Source organism: Leptolyngbya sp. UWPOB_LEPTO1 (assembly GCF_017302695.1).
Lineage (GTDB): Bacteria > Cyanobacteriota > Cyanobacteriia > Leptolyngbyales > Leptolyngbyaceae > Leptolyngbya > Leptolyngbya boryana.
This window is the reverse complement of record NZ_JAFLCJ010000010.1, coordinates 99,984-118,807: the sequence shown is the minus strand read 5'-3', so window position 1 is coordinate 118,807 and position 18,824 is coordinate 99,984. Positions and strand designations below refer to the sequence as shown.

The 18,824-nt window shown below is 48.2% G+C and carries 14 protein-coding genes; 5 read left to right on the top strand and 9 right to left on the bottom strand.

Features of this window, described 5'->3' with window-relative positions; translation table 11 throughout:
- The first annotated feature begins 25 nt into the window (after positions 1-25).
- Positions 26-547, top strand: coding sequence for a TM2 domain-containing protein (locus tag J0L70_RS16365; RefSeq protein WP_287455280.1), 522 nt, complete (start codon positions 26-28; stop codon positions 545-547).
- Here the strand turns inward: J0L70_RS16365 and recQ are convergent.
- From recQ to J0L70_RS16335, 6 genes are all read right to left on the bottom strand, one after another.
- Positions 544-2,925 carry a DNA helicase RecQ gene (recQ, locus tag J0L70_RS16360; protein WP_287455279.1) on the bottom strand — a complete coding sequence of 794 codons (2,382 nt, stop codon included), beginning with the start codon at positions 2,923-2,925 and terminating at the stop codon, positions 544-546. The genes J0L70_RS16365 and recQ overlap by 4 nt on opposite strands.
- 150 nt (positions 2,926-3,075) lie before the next feature.
- On the bottom strand, positions 3,076-4,041 hold the full coding sequence (gene cysK, locus J0L70_RS16355; RefSeq protein ID WP_017288755.1) for a cysteine synthase A: 966 nt from the start codon (positions 4,039-4,041) through the stop codon (positions 3,076-3,078).
- Between the two features lie 48 nt (positions 4,042-4,089).
- Entirely contained in the window at positions 4,090-4,536 is a 447-nt protein-coding gene (locus J0L70_RS16350) for an RrF2 family transcriptional regulator (RefSeq protein ID WP_017288756.1), read from the bottom strand.
- A 162-nt stretch (positions 4,537-4,698) separates the two neighbouring features.
- A complete protein-coding gene (locus J0L70_RS16345; protein ID WP_017288757.1) occupies positions 4,699-6,441 on the bottom strand; it encodes an iron uptake porin in 1,743 nt (580 codons plus the stop codon).
- Positions 6,442-6,900: 459 nt separating this feature from the next.
- On the bottom strand, positions 6,901-8,697 hold the full coding sequence (gene typA, locus J0L70_RS16340; protein ID WP_026148710.1) for a translational GTPase TypA: 1,797 nt from the start codon (positions 8,695-8,697) through the stop codon (positions 6,901-6,903).
- A 53-nt stretch (positions 8,698-8,750) separates the two neighbouring features.
- Complete coding sequence (locus J0L70_RS16335) at positions 8,751-9,230, bottom strand: EVE domain-containing protein (protein ID WP_287455278.1); 480 nt, start codon at positions 9,228-9,230, stop codon at positions 8,751-8,753.
- A gap of 170 nt (positions 9,231-9,400) precedes the next feature.
- On the opposite strand from J0L70_RS16335, the gene J0L70_RS16330 reads away from it, so the two are divergent.
- The 3 genes from J0L70_RS16330 to psaB all read left to right on the top strand — a co-directional run bounded on the left by J0L70_RS16330 (position 9,401) and on the right by psaB (position 15,591).
- A complete protein-coding gene (locus J0L70_RS16330) occupies positions 9,401-10,219 on the top strand; it encodes a squalene/phytoene synthase family protein (protein ID WP_190651988.1) in 819 nt (272 codons plus the stop codon).
- An 882-nt stretch (positions 10,220-11,101) separates the two neighbouring features.
- Positions 11,102-13,357, top strand: coding sequence for a photosystem I core protein PsaA (gene psaA, locus J0L70_RS16325; RefSeq protein WP_017288762.1), 2,256 nt, complete (start codon positions 11,102-11,104; stop codon positions 13,355-13,357).
- A 20-nt stretch (positions 13,358-13,377) separates the two neighbouring features.
- The gene (gene psaB, locus J0L70_RS16320) at positions 13,378-15,591 is read left to right on the top strand and encodes a photosystem I core protein PsaB (protein ID WP_017288763.1); all 2,214 of its coding nucleotides are present in this window, start codon (positions 13,378-13,380) and stop codon (positions 15,589-15,591) included.
- Positions 15,592-15,729: 138 nt separating this feature from the next.
- Here psaB and J0L70_RS16315 read toward each other — a convergent pair whose 3' ends face one another.
- The 3 genes from J0L70_RS16315 to J0L70_RS16305 are packed head-to-tail and all read right to left on the bottom strand — an operon-like array spanning position 15,730 to position 17,920.
- A complete protein-coding gene (locus tag J0L70_RS16315) occupies positions 15,730-16,467 on the bottom strand; it encodes an ABC transporter ATP-binding protein (protein WP_268242331.1) in 738 nt (245 codons plus the stop codon).
- Complete coding sequence (locus tag J0L70_RS16310) at positions 16,467-17,006, bottom strand: hypothetical protein (RefSeq protein ID WP_287455277.1); 540 nt, start codon at positions 17,004-17,006, stop codon at positions 16,467-16,469. The genes J0L70_RS16315 and J0L70_RS16310 overlap by 1 nt, the downstream gene beginning before the upstream one ends.
- Positions 17,006-17,920, bottom strand: coding sequence for an alpha/beta fold hydrolase (locus J0L70_RS16305; RefSeq protein ID WP_017288766.1), 915 nt, complete (start codon positions 17,918-17,920; stop codon positions 17,006-17,008). The genes J0L70_RS16310 and J0L70_RS16305 overlap by 1 nt, the downstream gene beginning before the upstream one ends.
- 246 nt (positions 17,921-18,166) lie before the next feature.
- Between J0L70_RS16305 and infC the strand changes: the two genes are divergently transcribed.
- Positions 18,167-18,667, top strand: coding sequence for a translation initiation factor IF-3 (infC, locus tag J0L70_RS16300; protein ID WP_017288767.1), 501 nt, complete (start codon positions 18,167-18,169; stop codon positions 18,665-18,667).
- Positions 18,668-18,824 lie beyond the last annotated feature (157 nt).

Genomic DNA, 18,824 nt, shown 5'->3' with positions numbered 1-18,824 from the left:
GCGGCAGTGAAGTGCGATCGACGCTATGAACAAAGTCGGAACAGCCTATGTTCTATGGTTAGGCGGATTAGTGGGTCTCTCTGGACTGCACCGCCTTTACAATGGTCAGACTGCAACAGGATTTCTTTGGCTTGGCACATTTGGGCTGTTCGGCTTTGGGCAGTTATTTGATCTGCTTCTCATTCCCAAAATGGTCGAAGTTCACAATGCTCGGCTTGGAGAACAGTACAGACCGCTATTAGAGCAAAACCCGATCGCACTGAAAATCGAGCAGATCACATTGCAATCTTCCAAGTTTGCAGCGATGCGATCGCCAAAGCTGTTTGATTCGATGGAATCGATGTCTCGGCAGCAAGCGACGATCGAGCTTTTAAAAGCAGCAGAATCCAGAGATGGTAGGCTCTCTGTGACTCAAGGCGTAATGGCAACCGGGCTAAGTTTTCAGCAGGTTGAAACTTTACTGAAAGAAATGCTAAACAGTGGTTATCTTGAAATCGGCAATGATCCAGAAACAGGAATTGTCCTCTACGAATTCAAAGAACTTTAGTGATTCTGAATATTCCACCACGATCGCATTAACCGAATTTCATCCCAGCCGTAAGTATCGCCTAAGCGATCGCGCAGTTTAGACAGCGAGAAATCATCCGCTTGCTGAATCGCTTCGAGAATTTTTGCTTGGCGATCGCGCGCAACTAAGCGATCGAGATCCACCGGATAGTTCATCTCAATCAAATCTGCCAAATGCGTCATCACCGTGCTTAAACGAATTTTGCGCTCCTCTGCAATCTCTGAAGGCTTCATGCCCTGCTGGAAGAGTTCCAGCGTATAAAGCTGCGTATAAGTTGCTTCATTCGCAGCAGGCGGAACTGGAGCAGAATCGAGCTTTGTCACATGGTTCTCTAATTTTGTAATCTTGGCTTCTGAAGTCGGCTCGATCTCGATCGGCAACCCATTATCTACTCGAAACTCTCGAATCTCTGCTAAAAAGACATCTCCATACTGTGCCAGCTTGCGCGTTCCCACCCCAGAAATATTGAGAAAATGCTGGCGCGTCTGCGGTTGTTGCTGTGCCATGAGCCGCAAACTTGCATTCGAGAAAACCACATACGGCGGCACAGATTGTTCGTCTGCTAGACGTTTGCGGAGTTTTTGCAAGCGCTCAAAGAGTTCTTCGGATTCAGGCGTATCAACTGCAACAGTTTGAGCAATCGTCAGCGCAGGTTTAGCTTTATCGATCGCGATGTGAACCTTTCTCTCTGATCGCAACACTTCCCAACTTAAATCATTGAGTTTTAGCACAGAGTAACCATCCGTTGATTCGTCTACTAGACGTTGATGAATCAGCGATCGACCTAACATCTTCCAATCATCAGCACTGATATCTTTCCCAATCCCGTAAGTGCTGAGTGTATCGTGCTTATTCTCAAGAACCCGCTTACTTTTAGAACCGCGCAGCACATCAATCGTATGTACCATGCCAAACGTGCGCCCTCGTTGAGCAAATCGCGCGATACAAGAAAGGAATTTCTGCGCTTCAACTGTCCAATCTTCAACAGGTTTCGGGAACTTACAGTTATCACAGTTATCGCACTGACCTGCAAAGGCTTCACCAAAGTAAGAAAGCTGAATCGTTCGGCGACAGTCGGTTGCTTCTGCATAGTTAATGACGCGCCGTAATTGTTGAGTCGCAATGCGTTGTTCATCTTCGAGAGCTTCACCTGTGTTGGGGTCTACTTTCTGGGAAATGATGTATTCAATCGTTTTTACATCGGCATAGCTATAAAACAAGGTGCAAGTCGAAGGTTCTCCATCCCGTCCAGCTCGCCCTGATTCTTGATAGTAACCTTCAATGTTTTTGGGAATGTCGTAGTGAATTACAAATCGCACATCCGGCTTATTAATGCCCATCCCAAATGCGATCGTCGCGACCATCACTCTCACATCATCTCGAATGAAACGAGTTTGATTATCTTGGCGCGTTTCCGCATTGAGTCCAGCATGATAAGGCAGTGCTGCAATGCCATCTTGCTTTAACCGAGCTGCAATCTCTTCGACTCGTTTCCGACTTAAACAATAAATAATTCCGGCTCCGGGCGTTTCTTTGATCTGCTGAACAACCTCGGCATAAGCCGTTTTCGTCTTTGGGCGAACTTCATAGTACAAGTTACTACGATTAAAGCTCGAAACATTCACTCGCGGCTGATGTAAGTTCAACTGCTGCACAATGTCATCTCGGACTCGATGCGTTGCAGTCGCAGTTAAAGCAATGATGGGAATGTTCGGATAGCGCGATCGCAACGTACTCAGTTGCCGATACTCCGGTCGAAAGTCATGCCCCCACTCTGAAACACAGTGCGCTTCATCGATCGCAAAGGCTGAAATCCCCACTCGCTCAACGATGTGCGGCATGACTCCTTGAAGAAAATCCTCACTCAGCAACCGCTCCGGTGCAACATACAGCAGTTTAATTCTGCCTTCCATCACCGCTCGACCTCTCGATCGCCGCTCCTCTGCTGACAAACTACTATTCAGAAATGTTGCTGAAATCCCATTGTCTCGTAAGAGTTCAACTTGATCCTGCATCAATGCAATCAGCGGCGAAACAACAATCATCAATCCTGGTTTGAGCAAGGCTGGCAGTTGAAAACAAATCGACTTCCCGCCGCCTGTTGGCATAATCACCAACTGATCTCGATTTGCCAAAACATGTTCAATGATCTCGCGCTGACCCGGACGAAAACTGTCATACCCAAAGTAATGTTTTAGCGCCTCTTCTAACGAAGGCGAATCGAGCGAAATCGATAAAGACGTAGACATGACTTTGAGAAGAGAGAACAGGATTGCCAAAATGCCCCAAACGCCGAAGCGCTGCAACTGCAACAGAATAGCAGTACTAATCCAGCTTAACAAGAGATACGATCGCATCTCTTCTGATCGCTAGTAGTACAAGATATTTCCTTCCAGCAAAGTAGATAGTCGCAACATGTGTAGAACGCAATCAATTACGTTTCTATGCATGTTGCGACCATTGGTAAATCTCTTGCATCGGCTACGATTGGGTCGAGCCGAAAACCCTTATCCATTCAACATGGACGGCATCGTCAACTCTGGATCTTGGAATAGCGCTGTACTTAAATATCGCTCTCCAAAACTCGGCTGAATCATCACGATCAGCTTGCCATCATTCTCCGGGCGCTTCCCGATCTCGATTGCGGCTTTTAAAGCGGCTCCACTGGAAATTCCTGACAGTAATCCTTCTTCTCTTGCCAACCGCCGACTATACGCGATCGCATCTTCATCTGAAACTGAAATCACTTCATCAATCAGATTCACATTCAGTACAGGTGGAATAAACCCTGCCCCAATCCCTTGAATTTTATGCGGCCCTGGACGACCACCGGAGAGTACAGGACTATTAGAAGGTTCAACTGCGATCGCTTTAAAACTTGGCTTGCGTTGCTTAATCACCTCAGCAACTCCCGTAATCGTTCCGCCTGTTCCAATTCCCGCTACAACAAAATCAACCTCGCCTTCTGTGTCTTCCCAAATCTCCGAAGCCGTCGTCTCACGGTGGATTTGAGGATTCGCAGGGTTGCGAAACTGCTGCAACATATAAGCATGAGGCGTCGTATCGACAATCTGCTGCGCGCGTTGGATACAACCTGCCATCCCTTCGATTCCCGGAGTCAACTCTAACTCCGCACCATAGGCTCTCAACATGGCTCGCCGCTCCGAACTCATCGTTTCCGGCATCGTCAAAATTAGTCGGTAGCCTTTTGCAGCCGCAGCCATCGCCAACGCAATTCCTGTATTTCCCGAAGTCGGCTCGACTAAAACTGTTTTGCCTGGCGAAATCAATCCTTCTCGTTCCGCCGCCAAAATCATATTAATTCCGATCCGATCTTTGACTGAAGCCGAAGGATTCATGCCTTCGAGCTTGGCAACGATTCGCGCGACACATCCTTCGGCTTGAGGAATGCGATTCAGTTGGACAAGAGGAGTATGTCCAATCAAAGCTGTAACATTCTGAGCAATCCGCATAGAGAAAAATATGGGTAAATGACGCAATCTCTTACGTCGGGGCAAAAATTAAATGTAATACATGAAGTCCAATTGACGACGCGCATCTCGCCGTTCACACAAATCTTTCAGCGTATATTTCTGAAAGACAGCATTTGCGGCTTCTTGAGCTTCGTGCCAAATTTCACAAATGACTGCTCCTTCGAGCGTTTTACCAGATTTTAGCGCCGTCTCTTGATCGATCGGCTGCGTATCAAATCCTTCTAAACATGCCAAGATCTCAAACAGCGTAATTTTCCACGGCTCTCTTGCTAACAGATAACCCCCTTTCGCACCCCGCTGCGATCGCACAATCCCACCCCGCCGCAACATCGCCAACAGTTGCTCTAAATAGCGATCGGGAATATTTTGTTGAACAGAAATTTGCCGAATTTGGAGCGGCTCTTTGCTCTCGTAAGCGATCGCGAGTTCAATCAGCGCAAGCAGGGCATATTCGCTTTTACAGGAAATCTCCACGGGCACACTCAGGTAAACAGATGATTTCAGATCGAGTTGAAGGCTCTTTCTCCTAGTATACTCCGGTTATCCACTAGGGTTTTGTAGGTTTCCAATTTTTTGATATAAAAAAAGCCTCGCAAATCGCGAGGCTTTCAAGTTTTAGCAAGGCATCAATTTAGACTAGAACGAGAAAGTCGTCCGAATTGTCCCGACATAAACCGTATCGTTTGCATTGTTGTGCTCAGGATTGAACAATACAATGATGCCCGGCGTGATCGAGATCTTGTCGTTCAATCGCAGACGGTAAAGACCTTCCAAGTGGAACGAAGTATCCTCGTCTTCCTGACGAATACCGTTCACGACCAAATCACTATCGGTCACTTTCGGCGGCATCCCGAAGATCAGACCCGCCATGTTGCCCTTTCCACCCAAGTCAGGGAATGCAAGACCCACAGCCCAGTTCAGAATTGTTGCATCTGCGTTGGTTGCTCTGTTTTCAGCATGGGCTTTGGTCAAACCGCCCCAACCTGATAAGACGAGACCCGGCGTCACTTTGAATGACCCTTGAACACCAAAGTGGTCTGCTGAAACTGCCGAACCCCGAACTCCACCTGCATTAATGAAATTACCGAATGGGTTGTTCGACAAAGCGCTGCCTGTTCCACTGGAAACACTCGCACCTGTCAAACGGTCATAAGAGCGGACATAAGTGAAACCCAAGTCAATATTTGAAGAGGGTTTGAAAGCAAGCTGAGCCAATGCTGCATTTGAGCCATTGAACAAGCCATTCTTGTCGGTCGGGTCGTTGCCATTATCAGCCAAATAGCCGAGCGATACCGTGAATGCTTGGCTCAATGGATAGTTTAGAGTTACACCCGCACCGCTTCCTGAACCACTTGCACCTTGACGGTAGATTGGGTTGAAACGACCAAAGCGCGAGATCGAGCCTTGGCTATCACTTGCTAGCAGTGGGTTGAAGTTGTTGACGTTGTTGTAGAACTCACCGTTGATCGCATCAATGGTAACGGCTCCACCTTGCCCGATCGGGAAACGATAGAACAATTTATCGACGAATGCCGAGTTGTCTGCCGTCCGACCGCCTTCATAGGAGAGGTCAGCCATGTTTGTGCCTGCTGCACCCGCGAAGTCGGTGATGTTTCGTGCTTGAATCCGGGTCAACAATGTGTCTTGTCCGGTGAAGCTCGTTCTCAAGCTCAAACGAACTCGGTTGCTGAAGGTGGTATTGTCGTCAACGTCAGGTCTTGCAACGGCTGCGCCCGTTTCTGCTGCTCTTCTCTCCAACAAGGAGCTAACTGCTTTGCTGTCGCCTTGTGCGCCAGAAATTGAGAAAATTGCTTCCCCTTGCAGTTTGGTAGTGGTGGAGAATTGCTGCTTCTCTAAAGTGGTGGTTCGAGCTTCCAGTGAATCCACACGACCGCGTAAAGTTGCGAGTTCTGCTGCAAATTGTTCTTGCAGTGTTTGCAGGGTTGCCAAATCTTCTTTCTTAACGAGGTCAGCCGTGGATGCTGCGATCAATTCGTTGACGCGATCGAGACAAGCATTCAAACCAGCGGCGAATTCGTAACGAGTCAGCGCTCGGTTCCCACGGTAGGTACGATCGGGATAACCTGCGATACAACCATAGCGCTCAACCAAGGATTGCAGCGCTTGGAATGCCCAGTCGGTGGGTCTGACATCCGACAATTGTGAGACTGAAGTGACTTGACCAGCGTCATTCGCCGATACAACTCCTTCGTTGCTATATGCATTCAATTGGTCAAGCGAAGCACTCGGAGCGGTCGTATCAGCTTTAATTTCAGATGCATTAGCGGCGGTCGCAATGCCGATCGTCGCGGAGACAGTCAGGGTCGCACTCAAAAGCACTGGATTAACCAGCAGCGATTTCCACAAATTATTAGACATGGTCACTTCCGTATTCACACCATCAGATTGAAAACATTGCAACTTCGCCTTGATGGCAAAATTACAACATTCCGTAACAGTATAGCCTAGTACAATTCAGATTCCAAACTGCTTGAAATTTCAAATTATCAGCGAAATCAACGTTTCAGGCTGCTTATCAAGAGAGTTGTGATCAGGAACACCATCAGTTCTTTACTAAATCTTCATAAAGAAAAGTCTATTCAGTTCTTAACTGGATTCACTCCAAGTTAAGAAGAAGTTCATGAAATTCGCACCAAAAGTTCAGGCTCAACGGCGCTCAATCCGTCGAAGTCTGAATTTGCGGGTCGAATGCTGGGCTTGAGTACTGTCGTAGGGATCTGATACGCATGGGAGGGTTGATTCTAACGAATCGACTGAGAAGAGTGCGATCGCTCTCCAAATAAAAAGCGGGAAGTGATTAACCTCCCGCTGCTCAACCTATTTCTTCGCTAATCTCTTCGCTTTTGCCACTTTCCGTAATCGAATCGATTCGGGGGTGACTTCTAGCAGTTCGTCAGGGCCGATATACTCAAGTGCCCGTTCCAAACTCATATCAACTGGCTCTTTCAATTGAACCAGTTCTTCACCACCTGATGCACGGTGGTTTGTTAGCTGCTTCGCTTTGCAGACGTTGAGTTCGAGATCTTGTGGGCGATTGTGCTCACCCAGAATCATGCCTTTGTAGACTTTCGTTCCAGGCTTGATAAAGAAGACTCCACGATCTTCAGCGTTCTGCATGGCATAGAATGTCGCGGTTCCTTCTTCAAATGAAATCAGCACCCCATTCCGACGGGCTTCAATGTCCCCACTCATCTTGCGATATTCCAAGAAGCTGTGGTTCATGATGCCTTCCCCACGAGTCAGACGCATGAATTCACCCCGGAATCCAATCAAACCGCGAGCTGGAATCACAAATTCCAAATTCGTGCGTCCATTGGTTCCAACCTGCATATCTTGCATTTCGCCTTTGCGCTGTCCGAGACGTTCGATACAGCCTCCGACTGCTTCTTCGGGAACATCTAAGACTAGAGTTTCAAAGGGTTCGCAAGGTTGCCCGTTTACTTCACGGAAAATCACTTGTGGCTGAGAGACTTGGAACTCGTAACCTTCCCGACGCATTGTTTCGATTAAGATCCCAAGGTGCAGTTCACCCCGTCCAGACACGGCTAATTTGTCTGGTGAATCGGTTTCTTCAATTCGCAACGCCACATTTGTTTCGAGTTCGCGGAACAGTCGATCGCGGAGTTGCCGTGAGGTTACAAACGTCCCTTCTTGCCCAGCGAACGGCGAATCGTTCACAGAGAATGTCATTTGCAATGTCGGCTCATCGACTTTAATCAGAGGCAATGCTTGAGGATCATTCGGATCAGTAATTGTTTCACCGATGTTTGCACCTGCAAACCCTGCCACTGCAACTAAGTTTCCAGCCGTTGCTTCACTAATTTCAATCCGCTTTAGACCTTCAAAGCCCATTAGCTTCGAGATTTTAGATTTGACGACTTCTCCAGTTTCGGTAACGATCGCAGCTTGCTGCCCAACCCTAATCGTGCCGTTGTGAATTTTTCCGATCACAATCCGACCGAGATAATCTGAATAATCTAGTGTTGTCACTTGCAATTGAAGGGGTTTTGACGCATCGCCAACTGGCGGCGGAACGTGACGCAAAATTGCATCAAAGAGCGGCTGCATATCATCTGATTCTTCTTCCAGCGTGTTCTTCGCAAACGCGGAAAGACCAGAACCAAAGAGATAAGGGAATTCGCACTGGTCATCGTCTGCACCCAGTTCAATGAACAGATCCAGAACTTTATCAACGGCAATCATTGGATTGGCACGAGGACGATCGATTTTATTCACAAATACGATCGGGCGCAGTCCTTTCTCTAATGCCTTCTTCAACACAAAGCGAGTCTGAGGCATTGGACCTTCGTTTGCGTCCACAATGAGTAGACAGCCATCTACCATGCCTAAAACTCGCTCAACTTCACCACCGAAGTCGGCGTGTCCAGGTGTATCGACAATATTAATTAGAGTATCTTTGTATCGAACAGCGGTATTTTTAGACAAAATCGTGATGCCGCGTTCGCGCTCTAGATCGTTCGAGTCCATTACGCAGTCCGGGATCTCTTCTCCCTCGCGGAACGTTCCCGCCTGCTTAAGAAGAGCATCGACCAGTGTAGTTTTACCGTGGTCAACGTGAGCGATGATAGCAACGTTGCGAATGGGAAGAGTCATAGATAGACCGTAAGGGTTGAAAAGAATCGTAATAAGAGCTTAACAATTCTATCCTAACGGCTTCTGGTTCGGTTGGAAATTTGTTCTGAAATTAAGTTGAAAATTCGATCGCTGATTTCTTTTTCTACAGGCAATACAGAGAGGCGATTGCCTTGCCGGACGACTGCTAATTCTTCGGGTGTAAATGTTTGTCGTAAAATCTCCAACGAAATCATTGGGAATTTCTTAACAAACTCTGCTCGAACGGTATGCCATCGGGGAGCATCTGGTGAAGATTTTGCGTCGTAATAATCACTGTCTGGATCAAATTGAGTGGGATCGACGACACGAGCTTCCACAATGTGCATCAAGCCGACGATGCCAGGTGGCTTGGCATTGGAATGGTAGAAGAACGCAAGGTCTCCGACCTCCATTGACTTTAAATAATTCCGCGCTTGGTAATTGCGAACACCGTCCCAGAGAGTGATGTGATCGCGTTCGAGATCCGTAATCCCATAGACATCAGGTTCTGATTTCATCAACCAATATTTCATGTTCAATTCCAATTTCATGCTGATTCCCAAAATTCCCCAGCAGTCTACCGCACTGAGTTCCAACATCTTGTAAGGTTGCGAATAAGCAGAAATTATTGAGTGACATGTGAATAAACAGTTTTTCGAGAACGCAACCTGTTATAAAAGTTTCGAGAGAGGAGTGAAATCATATGAACTTACAAAAAACCGCCTTGGATGTTTTGAAGGAGACGAGTCGGACATTTTTCATTCCCATTAGTCGCCTGCCGACCGGACTCAAAGAAGCGGTAGCGTCGGCATATTTGTGCATGAGAGCGATCGACCAAATCGAAGACCATCCCGATTTAGAGAATGCAGCCAAGTCTCGAATGCTTCGGCAAATCAGTTTGGTGTTGCAAGCGGGCGATCGCGGTTTTACGTCTGAAGATTTCCGTCCAATTTTTGCCTCAGAACTTGAGCATCTTGAAGAAGTCACACTGCGACTGGATGAATGGCTCTCTTATGCGCCTGCGGAAATTGCTCCTCGAATTTGGGAAGCGATTTCTACCATGTCTGACCGCATGGCGCATTGGGCAGACTGTAATTGGGCAATTCATACTGAAACGGAACTTGATCAATATACGTTTAGCGTGGCAGCTTCGGTTGGATTGTTGCTATCGGATCTTTGGGCTTGGTATGACGGAACGAAGACCGATCGTATTCAAGCAGTGGGGTTCGGTCGGGGGTTACAGTCGGTGAATATTTTGCGAAATCACGGCGAGGATTTTACTCGTGGTGTAGCGTTCTACCCGAAGGGGTGGACAGATGATGAGATGCAAGCTTATTCCCGCCGCCAGCTTGAACTTGCGAGTGCTTATGTCGAGTCGCTGCCTGAAATCAGCCCGGCACGGGATTTCTGCCGCGTCATTCTAACGTTGGCTTATGCAACTTTAGAAGCGATACAGCACGGGGCAGAAAAACTCAGTCGATCGGAAGTCATGGAACTGGTTCAGCAAGTGACAGCGAGTTAGAACCGTTTGAATGAGATCAACCTTTGCGTTTCCAGTCCGTGGTGGATTGGAAACGCGATTGCAGCGAATTGCTTTAGTCTCTCTGCATGATGCAAATCGATAGCGCTTCATTGTGATTTGCACATGAACTCTCCAACAATCTTCATCTTCCCCAAAAGCTCTCGCGCAAGCCATCTCAGTCAGTTCGTGAGATCCCACAGGAACTTCCCCCAATACGGCTTCAATCTTTCACAGAATGAGAAATTTGCTGTTACAGAGCGATACTAATTTGCTCTGTTAAGAAAGATTAAAGAACGCGATCGTACGCTCATTGGGCTATCTAAATCTCCCTGAGCTTCCATGTTGAAAAATCTTGGGTTATGAAACCTAGCAGGATTGTCATAGCTTGAACCAGGCTGTAGCATCGCTTCCGGCCGGAAAACGTCGAGATCACGGACTCAATCCTGCTTCTAGCTCAGGACGTACAACAATTTTTATGAACAACAAGATTCAGAGACTATCAATTATGCTTAAGTGAATCAATCAAAAATCTCAATCCTTGAGTAATGTAAAGTTAATCACAAACCTCTTGACTTTTCGATTTCAGCTAATGCCTCAGATCCAAGCAGAGTCAAGAAAATCCGAACTTTGAATTATTGTTAATAAGCTTCTGAAACGTTTTCATCAAAGCCCTATAATGACCCATTGAGAACCCACGAAGGCGCGATCCCAATACCTGGGAGCCAACTGGAATCTCAGACCAAGCTACTCAGCGACATCTGCGGAATCCGCAACTAGGTCTTATGCCTTGTCATCCCGTCGCGAGTTTGCTTAACAGAAGGGTTTGAGAACCAGTGCCGGATCGGGATTCCTCGTTCCTTGTCTAGAGAGAGGAGAGTCTCAATGACAATTAGCCCACCGGAGCGCGAGGCAAAGGTGCGGGTCGTCGTTGATAAAGATCCCACCCCGACTTCTTTCGAGAAATGGGGACAGCCGGGACACTTCGATCGAACCCTATCTAAGGGACCCAAAACCACCACTTGGATTTGGAACCTTCACGCTAACGCTCACGATTTCGATAGCCATACAAGCGACTTAGAAGACGTTTCTCGTAAAATTTTTAGCGCGCACTTCGGTCATTTAGCCGTTGTGTTCATTTGGTTGAGTGGAATGTACTTCCACGGCGCTAAGTTTTCAAATTATGAAGCATGGCTTGCAAACCCGACTGGTGTAAAACCCAGCGCGCAAGTGGTTTGGGACATCTTCGGTCAAGAAATTCTTAACGCGGATGTCGGCGGCGGCTTCCACGGAATTCAGATCACCTCTGGTTTATTCCAAATGTGGCGGGGTGCTGGCTTCACGAACACATTTCAGCTTTACTGCACCGCAATCGGCGGTCTCGTCATGGCTGGTTTGATGCTGTTTGCAGGCTGGTTCCACTATCACAAACGCGCTCCCAAACTGGAATGGTTCCAGAATGCGGAGTCCATGATGAATCACCACCTGGCCGGTCTGTTCGGACTCGGTTCGTTGGGTTGGGCGGGACACCAGATCCACGTCTCCCTACCTGTGAACGAGTTGCTCGATCGGGGCGTACCTGCGGATAAGATTCCTCTGCCTCATGAGTTCATCTTGAACACCCAATTGATGGCGGATATCTATCCCAGCTTCGCAAAAGGTCTTATTCCTTTCTTTACCCTCAACTGGGGTGAATATTCTGACTTCCTCACCTTCAAAGGTGGTTTGAACCCGGTCACGGGCGGTCTCTGGCTGACTGACACGGCACATCACCATTTGGCGATCGCTGTGTTGTTCATCATCGCTGGACACATGTACCGCACCAACTGGGGTATCGGTCACAGCATGAAGGAAATCCTGGAAGCACATAAAGGTCCTTTCACTGGGGAAGGTCACAAAGGCTTATACGAAGTTCTGACCACTTCTTGGCACGCTCAACTGGCAATCAACTTAGCAATGGTTGGTTCTTTGAGCATCATCGTGGCTCAGCACATGTATGCAATGCCGCCTTACCCGTATTTGGCAACTGACTATGCAACGCAGTTGTCGCTATTTACTCACCACATGTGGTTGGGTGGATTCTTTATCGTCGGTGGAGCCGCTCACGGAGCGATCTTCATGGTGCGTGACTACGATCCAGTTGTGAACCAAAACAACTTGCTCGATCGCGTATTGCGCCATCGCGATGCCATCATTTCTCACTTGAACTGGGTTTGTATCTTCTTGGGCTTCCACAGCTTCGGTCTGTACGTGCATAACGACACGATGCGTGCTTTGGGTCGTCCGCAAGATATGTTCTCGGATACCGCAATTCAATTGCAGCCTGTGTTTGCGCAGTGGGTACAAAACCTGCATACGCTTGCACCGGGCACAACTGCTCCGAATGCGCTGGCTCCTGCGAGCTTTGCATTTGGCGGTGGAACGGTCGCTGTCGCTGGCAAAGTTGCCATGATGCCGATCGCGTTGGGTACGGCGGACTTCATGGTTCACCATATTCATGCTTTCACGATTCACGTAACAGTTCTTATCCTCTTGAAGGGTGTGCTGTTTGCGCGTAGCTCACGCTTGATTCCTGATAAAGCGAATCTTGGTTTCCGCTTCCCGTGCGATGGTCCGGGTCGTGGCGGTACTTGCCAAGTGTCTGGATGGGATCACGTGTTCCTCGGTCTGTTCTGGATGTACAACTCCTTGTCGATCGTTATCTTCCACTTCAGCTGGAAAATGCAGTCTGATGTTTGGGGTACGGTTGGAGCAGATGGAACGGTAGACCATATTACGGGCGGTAACTTCGCTCAAAGTGCGATCACAATCAATGGTTGGTTGCGCGACTTCCTGTGGGCACAAGCGGCTCAGGTGATTGGATCTTACGGATCTGCGTTGTCAGCTTATGGACTCATGTTCTTGGGCGCTCACTTTGTTTGGGCATTCAGCTTGATGTTCCTGTTTAGCGGACGCGGTTACTGGCAAGAACTGATCGAATCGATCGTTTGGGCACACAACAAGCTCAAAGTTGCACCTGCAATTCAGCCTCGTGCGTTGAGCATTATTCAAGGACGGGCTGTGGGCGTTGCTCACTACCTATTAGGCGGGATTGCCACAACGTGGGCATTCTTCCTAGCTCGATCATTGTCAATCGGATGAGCGAGGATTAACAAACAGCTATGGCAACTAAGTTCCCCAAATTTAGTCAAGACCTTGCCCAAGATCCTACTACTCGTCGGATTTGGTATGGGATTGCCACCGCTCACGACTTTGAAAGCCACGACGGAATGACGGAAGAGAAGCTCTATCAAAAGCTTTTCGCGACTCACTTCGGTCACTTGGCAATCATCTTCTTGTGGGCATCTGGTAGCCTATTCCACGTTGCTTGGCAAGGCAACTTTGAGCAATGGATCAAAGATCCGCTCAACATTCGCCCGATCGCTCATGCGATTTGGGATCCTCAGTTCGGTAAGCCTGCGGTAGATGCGTTTACCCAAGGTGGTGCGAACTATCCTGTCGATATTTCCTACTCAGGTGTTTACCACTGGTGGTACACGATCGGCATGAGAACCAATGGTGATCTGTACCAAGGTTCGATCTTCTTGTTGATCTTGTCTGCTGTCCTCCTGTTCGCAGGTTGGTTACACCTTCAGCCTAAATTCCGTCCGAGCTTGGCTTGGTTTAAGAACGCTGAATCGCGTTTGAATCACCACTTGTCTGGTTTGTTCGGTGTTAGCTCTTTGGCTTGGGCAGGTCACTTGATCCACGTTGCTATCCCTGAATCTCGCGGACAGCATGTGGGTTGGGACAACTTCTTGTCCACCATGCCGCACCCTGCAGGTCTTGCACCTTTCTTTACTGGAAATTGGGGTGTGTATGCAGAAAATCCAGATACGGCTGAGCATATCTTTGGTACGGCTCAAGGTTCTGGCTCTGCGATCTTGACGTTCCTCGGTGGATTCCACCCGCAAACAGAATCGCTGTGGCTGACCGATATGGCTCACCACCACTTAGCGATCGCGGTGATCTTCATCGTGGCAGGTCACATGTACCGCACCAACTTCGGGATTGGTCACAGCATCAAGGACATCCTCAATGCTCACAAACCGCCGGCTGGTGGTTTGGGTGACGGTCACACTGGACTGTATGACACTGTCAACAACTCCTTGCACTTCCAACTTGGTCTTGCTTTGGCTGCGTTGGGAACGGTGACGTCCTTGGTTGCGCAGCACATGTACTCGATGCCGCCCTATGCCTTCATTGCGAAGGACTTCACGACTCAAGCTGCTCTGTATACTCATCACCAATACATTGCTGGCTTCTTGATGGTGGGCGCATTTGCACACGGCGCAATCTTCTGGGTTCGTGATTACGATCCAGACCAAAACAAGAACAACGTGCTTGCACGTATCTTGGGTCACAAGGAAGCGATTATCTCTCACCTGAGCTGGGTGTCGCTGTTCTTGGGCTTCCATACTCTCGGGCTGTACGTTCACAACGATGTTGTCGTTGCGTTTGGTACTCCTGAAAAGCAAATCTTGATTGAGCCTGTGTTTGCTCAATGGATTCAGTCGACTCACGGTAAGGCACTGTATGGCTTCAATGCTCTACTGTCGAACCCTGACAGCATCGCAACAACGGCTTGGCCGAACCACGGTAACGTTTGGTTGCCGGGTTGGTTAGATGCGATTAACAGTGGTGTTAACTCACTGTTCTTGACGATTGGTCCTGGTGACTTCTTGGTTCACCACGCGATCGCGCTCGGTCTGCACACCACCACTTTGATCTTGGTCAAGGGTGCGTTGGATGCTCGTGGATCGAAGCTGATGCCGGATAAGAAAGACTTTGGCTACGCATTCCCTTGCGATGGTCCGGGTCGTGGCGGTACCTGCGATATCTCTGCATGGGACTCCTTCTATCTGGCAATGTTCTGGATGTTGAATACCATCGGTTGGGTAACGTTCTACTGGCACTGGAAGCATTTAGCGATCTGGTCGGGTAACGTGGCTCAGTTCAACGAAAGTTCGACCTACTTGATGGGTTGGCTGCGTGACTACCTGTGGCAATATTCTGCTCCATTGATCAACGGTTACAACCCGTATGGCATGAATAACTTGGCGGTTTGGGCTTGGATGTTCCTCTTGGGACACTTGGTCTGGGCAACCGGCTTCATGTTCTTGATCTCCTGGAGAGGCTACTGGCAAGAATTGATCGAAACTCTGGTTTGGGCGCATGAGCGCACTCCGCTCGCGAACTTGATTCGCTGGAAAGACAAACCGGTTGCTCTCTCGATCGTTCAAGCTCGGTTGGTCGGTCTGGTTCACTTCACGGCAGGTTATGTGCTGACGTATGCAGCCTTCGTGATTGCTTCTACAGCAGGTAAGTTCGGCTAATCGAACTGAATGCAGTAGGTAAATGAAAGAAATCCCTCACCTTTGGGTGGGGGATTTTTGGTATAGAGCCTCAGGTTCAGTCGGGTTATACGTATGGCACGTCTTGAGGAAGAATCTTGCATCCAAGACGTCAAACGCTTAATCCCATTCTTCAGCTTCTTCGATTTCAATTTGCGCGATCGCTGTTCTGATGGTTTGCCAATCCGCTCGATTGGTATCAGCGACTAATTGCCCCCGCTCTAACTGCAAAACCCGCTGGCTAAACTGCTCTGCCCAGTCAAACTGATGCGTTACGGCTAAAACCGTACAATCCACCTGCGCTAAAATCCGCAACAGTAACTCGCTCCGATTTGCATCTAAATTTGCAGTCGGTTCATCAAGTAACAATATCGCAGGCTGACAGATTAATCCTCTCGCGATCGCAATCCACTGTCTTTCTCCTGTTGAAAGCTCTTGCTCTGTGCGATCGTACCAATCCCGAGCAATCTTCATGCGCTCAAAACATTCATCCACGCATCGGTCAACATCTTTGAGATTTCGCAAACTTAATGGATAGCTCAATGCTTCTCGAACCGTCATGCCAAATAATTTGGGTTCTTGTGCAACAAACAGAATTTGCTGGCGCAATTTTGTGACTGAGATTTCTTGAAAGCTTTTGCCTTCAAACTGGATTGACCCCTGAGTTGGTTCAGCTAATCGGTTGAGCAGTCTGAGCAACGTCGTTTTACCTGAGCCGGACGCACCGACGATCGCAATTCGTTCTCCCTGGTTCACGCCAAACGAGATATTGCGCAGCAGGGCATGATCTTCCAGAGTATTGCCTCTTTTGCTCAGCCTGAAATGAGAAAAACTCACGTTCTCTACTTGTAATTGCATCAAATCTTGCCTAACGTGAAAGCGGTCGAAATTGTCCAAGCATCAATCAGCAACAGGAAGAAGGTGAAGCCTAACAAGATCAAATACATCCACGGTTGTGACAAGGGTTTGACATCAGTCGTATCGATTCCGGTCTCTGCCTGAACGCGATCGACGAATCGCGCAAATCCAACGATACGCATTGGCAAAAGATAGCCTTCACCCGATTGGCTGAGAAAATAGTAGACTAATCCGCCCTGACCGGTCGATCGCGGTTTCAATGCCTTCACATCTGCCCAGGCAAGCTGCCAACCCCGGCGGAAAAACTTTGGAACCCACCCTGGATAAGCAACTTGAATTCCTTCTGAATCGACAATCACTCGTTCACTTAATGCAGCGAAGAGGATAAGAAATCCGATCGCAATTCCTACCCAAAGCCAACGACTCGGAACAGGCGCATCTGTCGCCTCCGCGAGAAGAGGTAGCGGAGTCGTTAACGCGATGTACAAACTGAGCAACGTAAGTCGAATTAAAGGCGAGATCCGAAAAACATCTGTCATCACACACACTCCTTAATCCAACCGAGAATCTTGCGATTCACTTCCTCCGGGCGTTCGTCGTGGGGACAATGCCCTGCATTCTCAATCTCAACTAATTCCAGTTTTGGATTGAGTTTGACACAATACTCAGCCAAACTCGGCGGCACGAATTTATCTTGCTTCCCCCAAAACAGCAACATCGGAACCCGCACTGTCGGCAAAATCGATCGCGCTCGGTATTCCGTTACTTTTGGAGTATTAACCATCGATCGCAACGCCTTGACTGCACCTGTATCTCGCGCTGGAGTCGCTAAAATTTCAATCAGTTCGTCTGTAATCCCGTCCGAACTTGCATAAGCCTGTTTTGCCCAGAGCCGAATCAAGCGCGAACTTCTCAACACTCGAAAGAACGGATTAAAAATCAATGGAAACGTAAAAATACTTTTCCCTACCACCATAATTGGACGAACGACCTTCACTGCCGAGTCGAACCATTCTGGCTGCTCCAGCACCGAAGAATCGGGTAAATTCAGCATCACGACACCTTTGACCATGTCTGGGTAAGCCTTCGCCACTGCCAGACAGACCGAAGAGCCAATCGAATTTCCAATCAGCACGACAGGTTCACGCACAAACGTCAGCCAAAAATCATGCACCTGTTCGAGCCAGAGTCTTAAGTTATAAGGCGCGATCGCTTTCTCCGAAGCCCCAAATCCCAACAGATCCAGTGCATACACCGTATGATGCTGGCTCAGCACTGACAGATTATGTCGCCAATGCCCGATCGAAGCGCCGAACCCATGAATGAACAGCAACGGCGGCGCAATTTCTGATTTTTGAGATCGCAAATAAGTATACCGAGTTTGCCAACCGCGCCACATCCAATCGCGTTGACTGCCAATTCGTTGTCGCCAAGGTAATGCGTCTACCACCATGCACTCGACTCATGTAAACATTTATCTATTCTAATCATCAGGTTCGATATCCAATTCTTGATCCCTCCTTTAGAATTAAAGTTAAGAAATTCCCCGAAAACTCGTCAGACTGAGTAGAATGACGAGTACGATTTCTCAGCGAATTGACAATTGTTTACTGATCGACAGACAAATCGATCGCACATTGTCTCCCTTATCCACTTAATTCAACAGGTGCCTGTGATAGAAAAAAGACCCAATCGAGACATGCCCGTAATCAACGAACGGATTCGGTTTCCGAAAGTTCGTGTCATTGATGCAGATGGTTCTCAGCTTGGCATTATGACCTCACGTGAAGCTCAAACAATGGCAGACGAGAAAGAACTCGATCTCGTTCTCGTGAGCGATAAAGCTGATCCGCCTGTCGTCAAGATCATCGACTACGGTAAGCATAAGTTCGAGCAAGAAAAGAAGGCGAAAGAAGCTAAGAAGAAACAGCATACCGTAGACGTCAAGGAAGTAAAAATGCGCTACAAAATTGAGGAGCACGACTATAACGTGCGAATCAATCAAGCTGAACGCTTCCTGAAGGCAGGGGATAAAGTCAAAGCCACGATCATGTTCCGTGGACGAGAAATTCAGCACAGTGATCTTGCAGAAACTCTGCTGAAGCGGATGGCGACTGACCTCCAAGAAATTGCGGAAGTGCAACAAGCACCGAAGAAAGAAGGGCGCAATATGATGATGCTGCTCGCGCCGAAGAAGTAGGGAATTAGGGGGATGGGGAGATTCAGACGATATACTCCCTTGTGAAGCGTAATATCGCCATTCCCCTATTCCTCCATTCCCCCAACCCAATTAAGGGACAGTGAGATCAATTCTTGCTGTCCCTTTTGCTTCGGTAGAAACTTGGGCATCTTAGGGA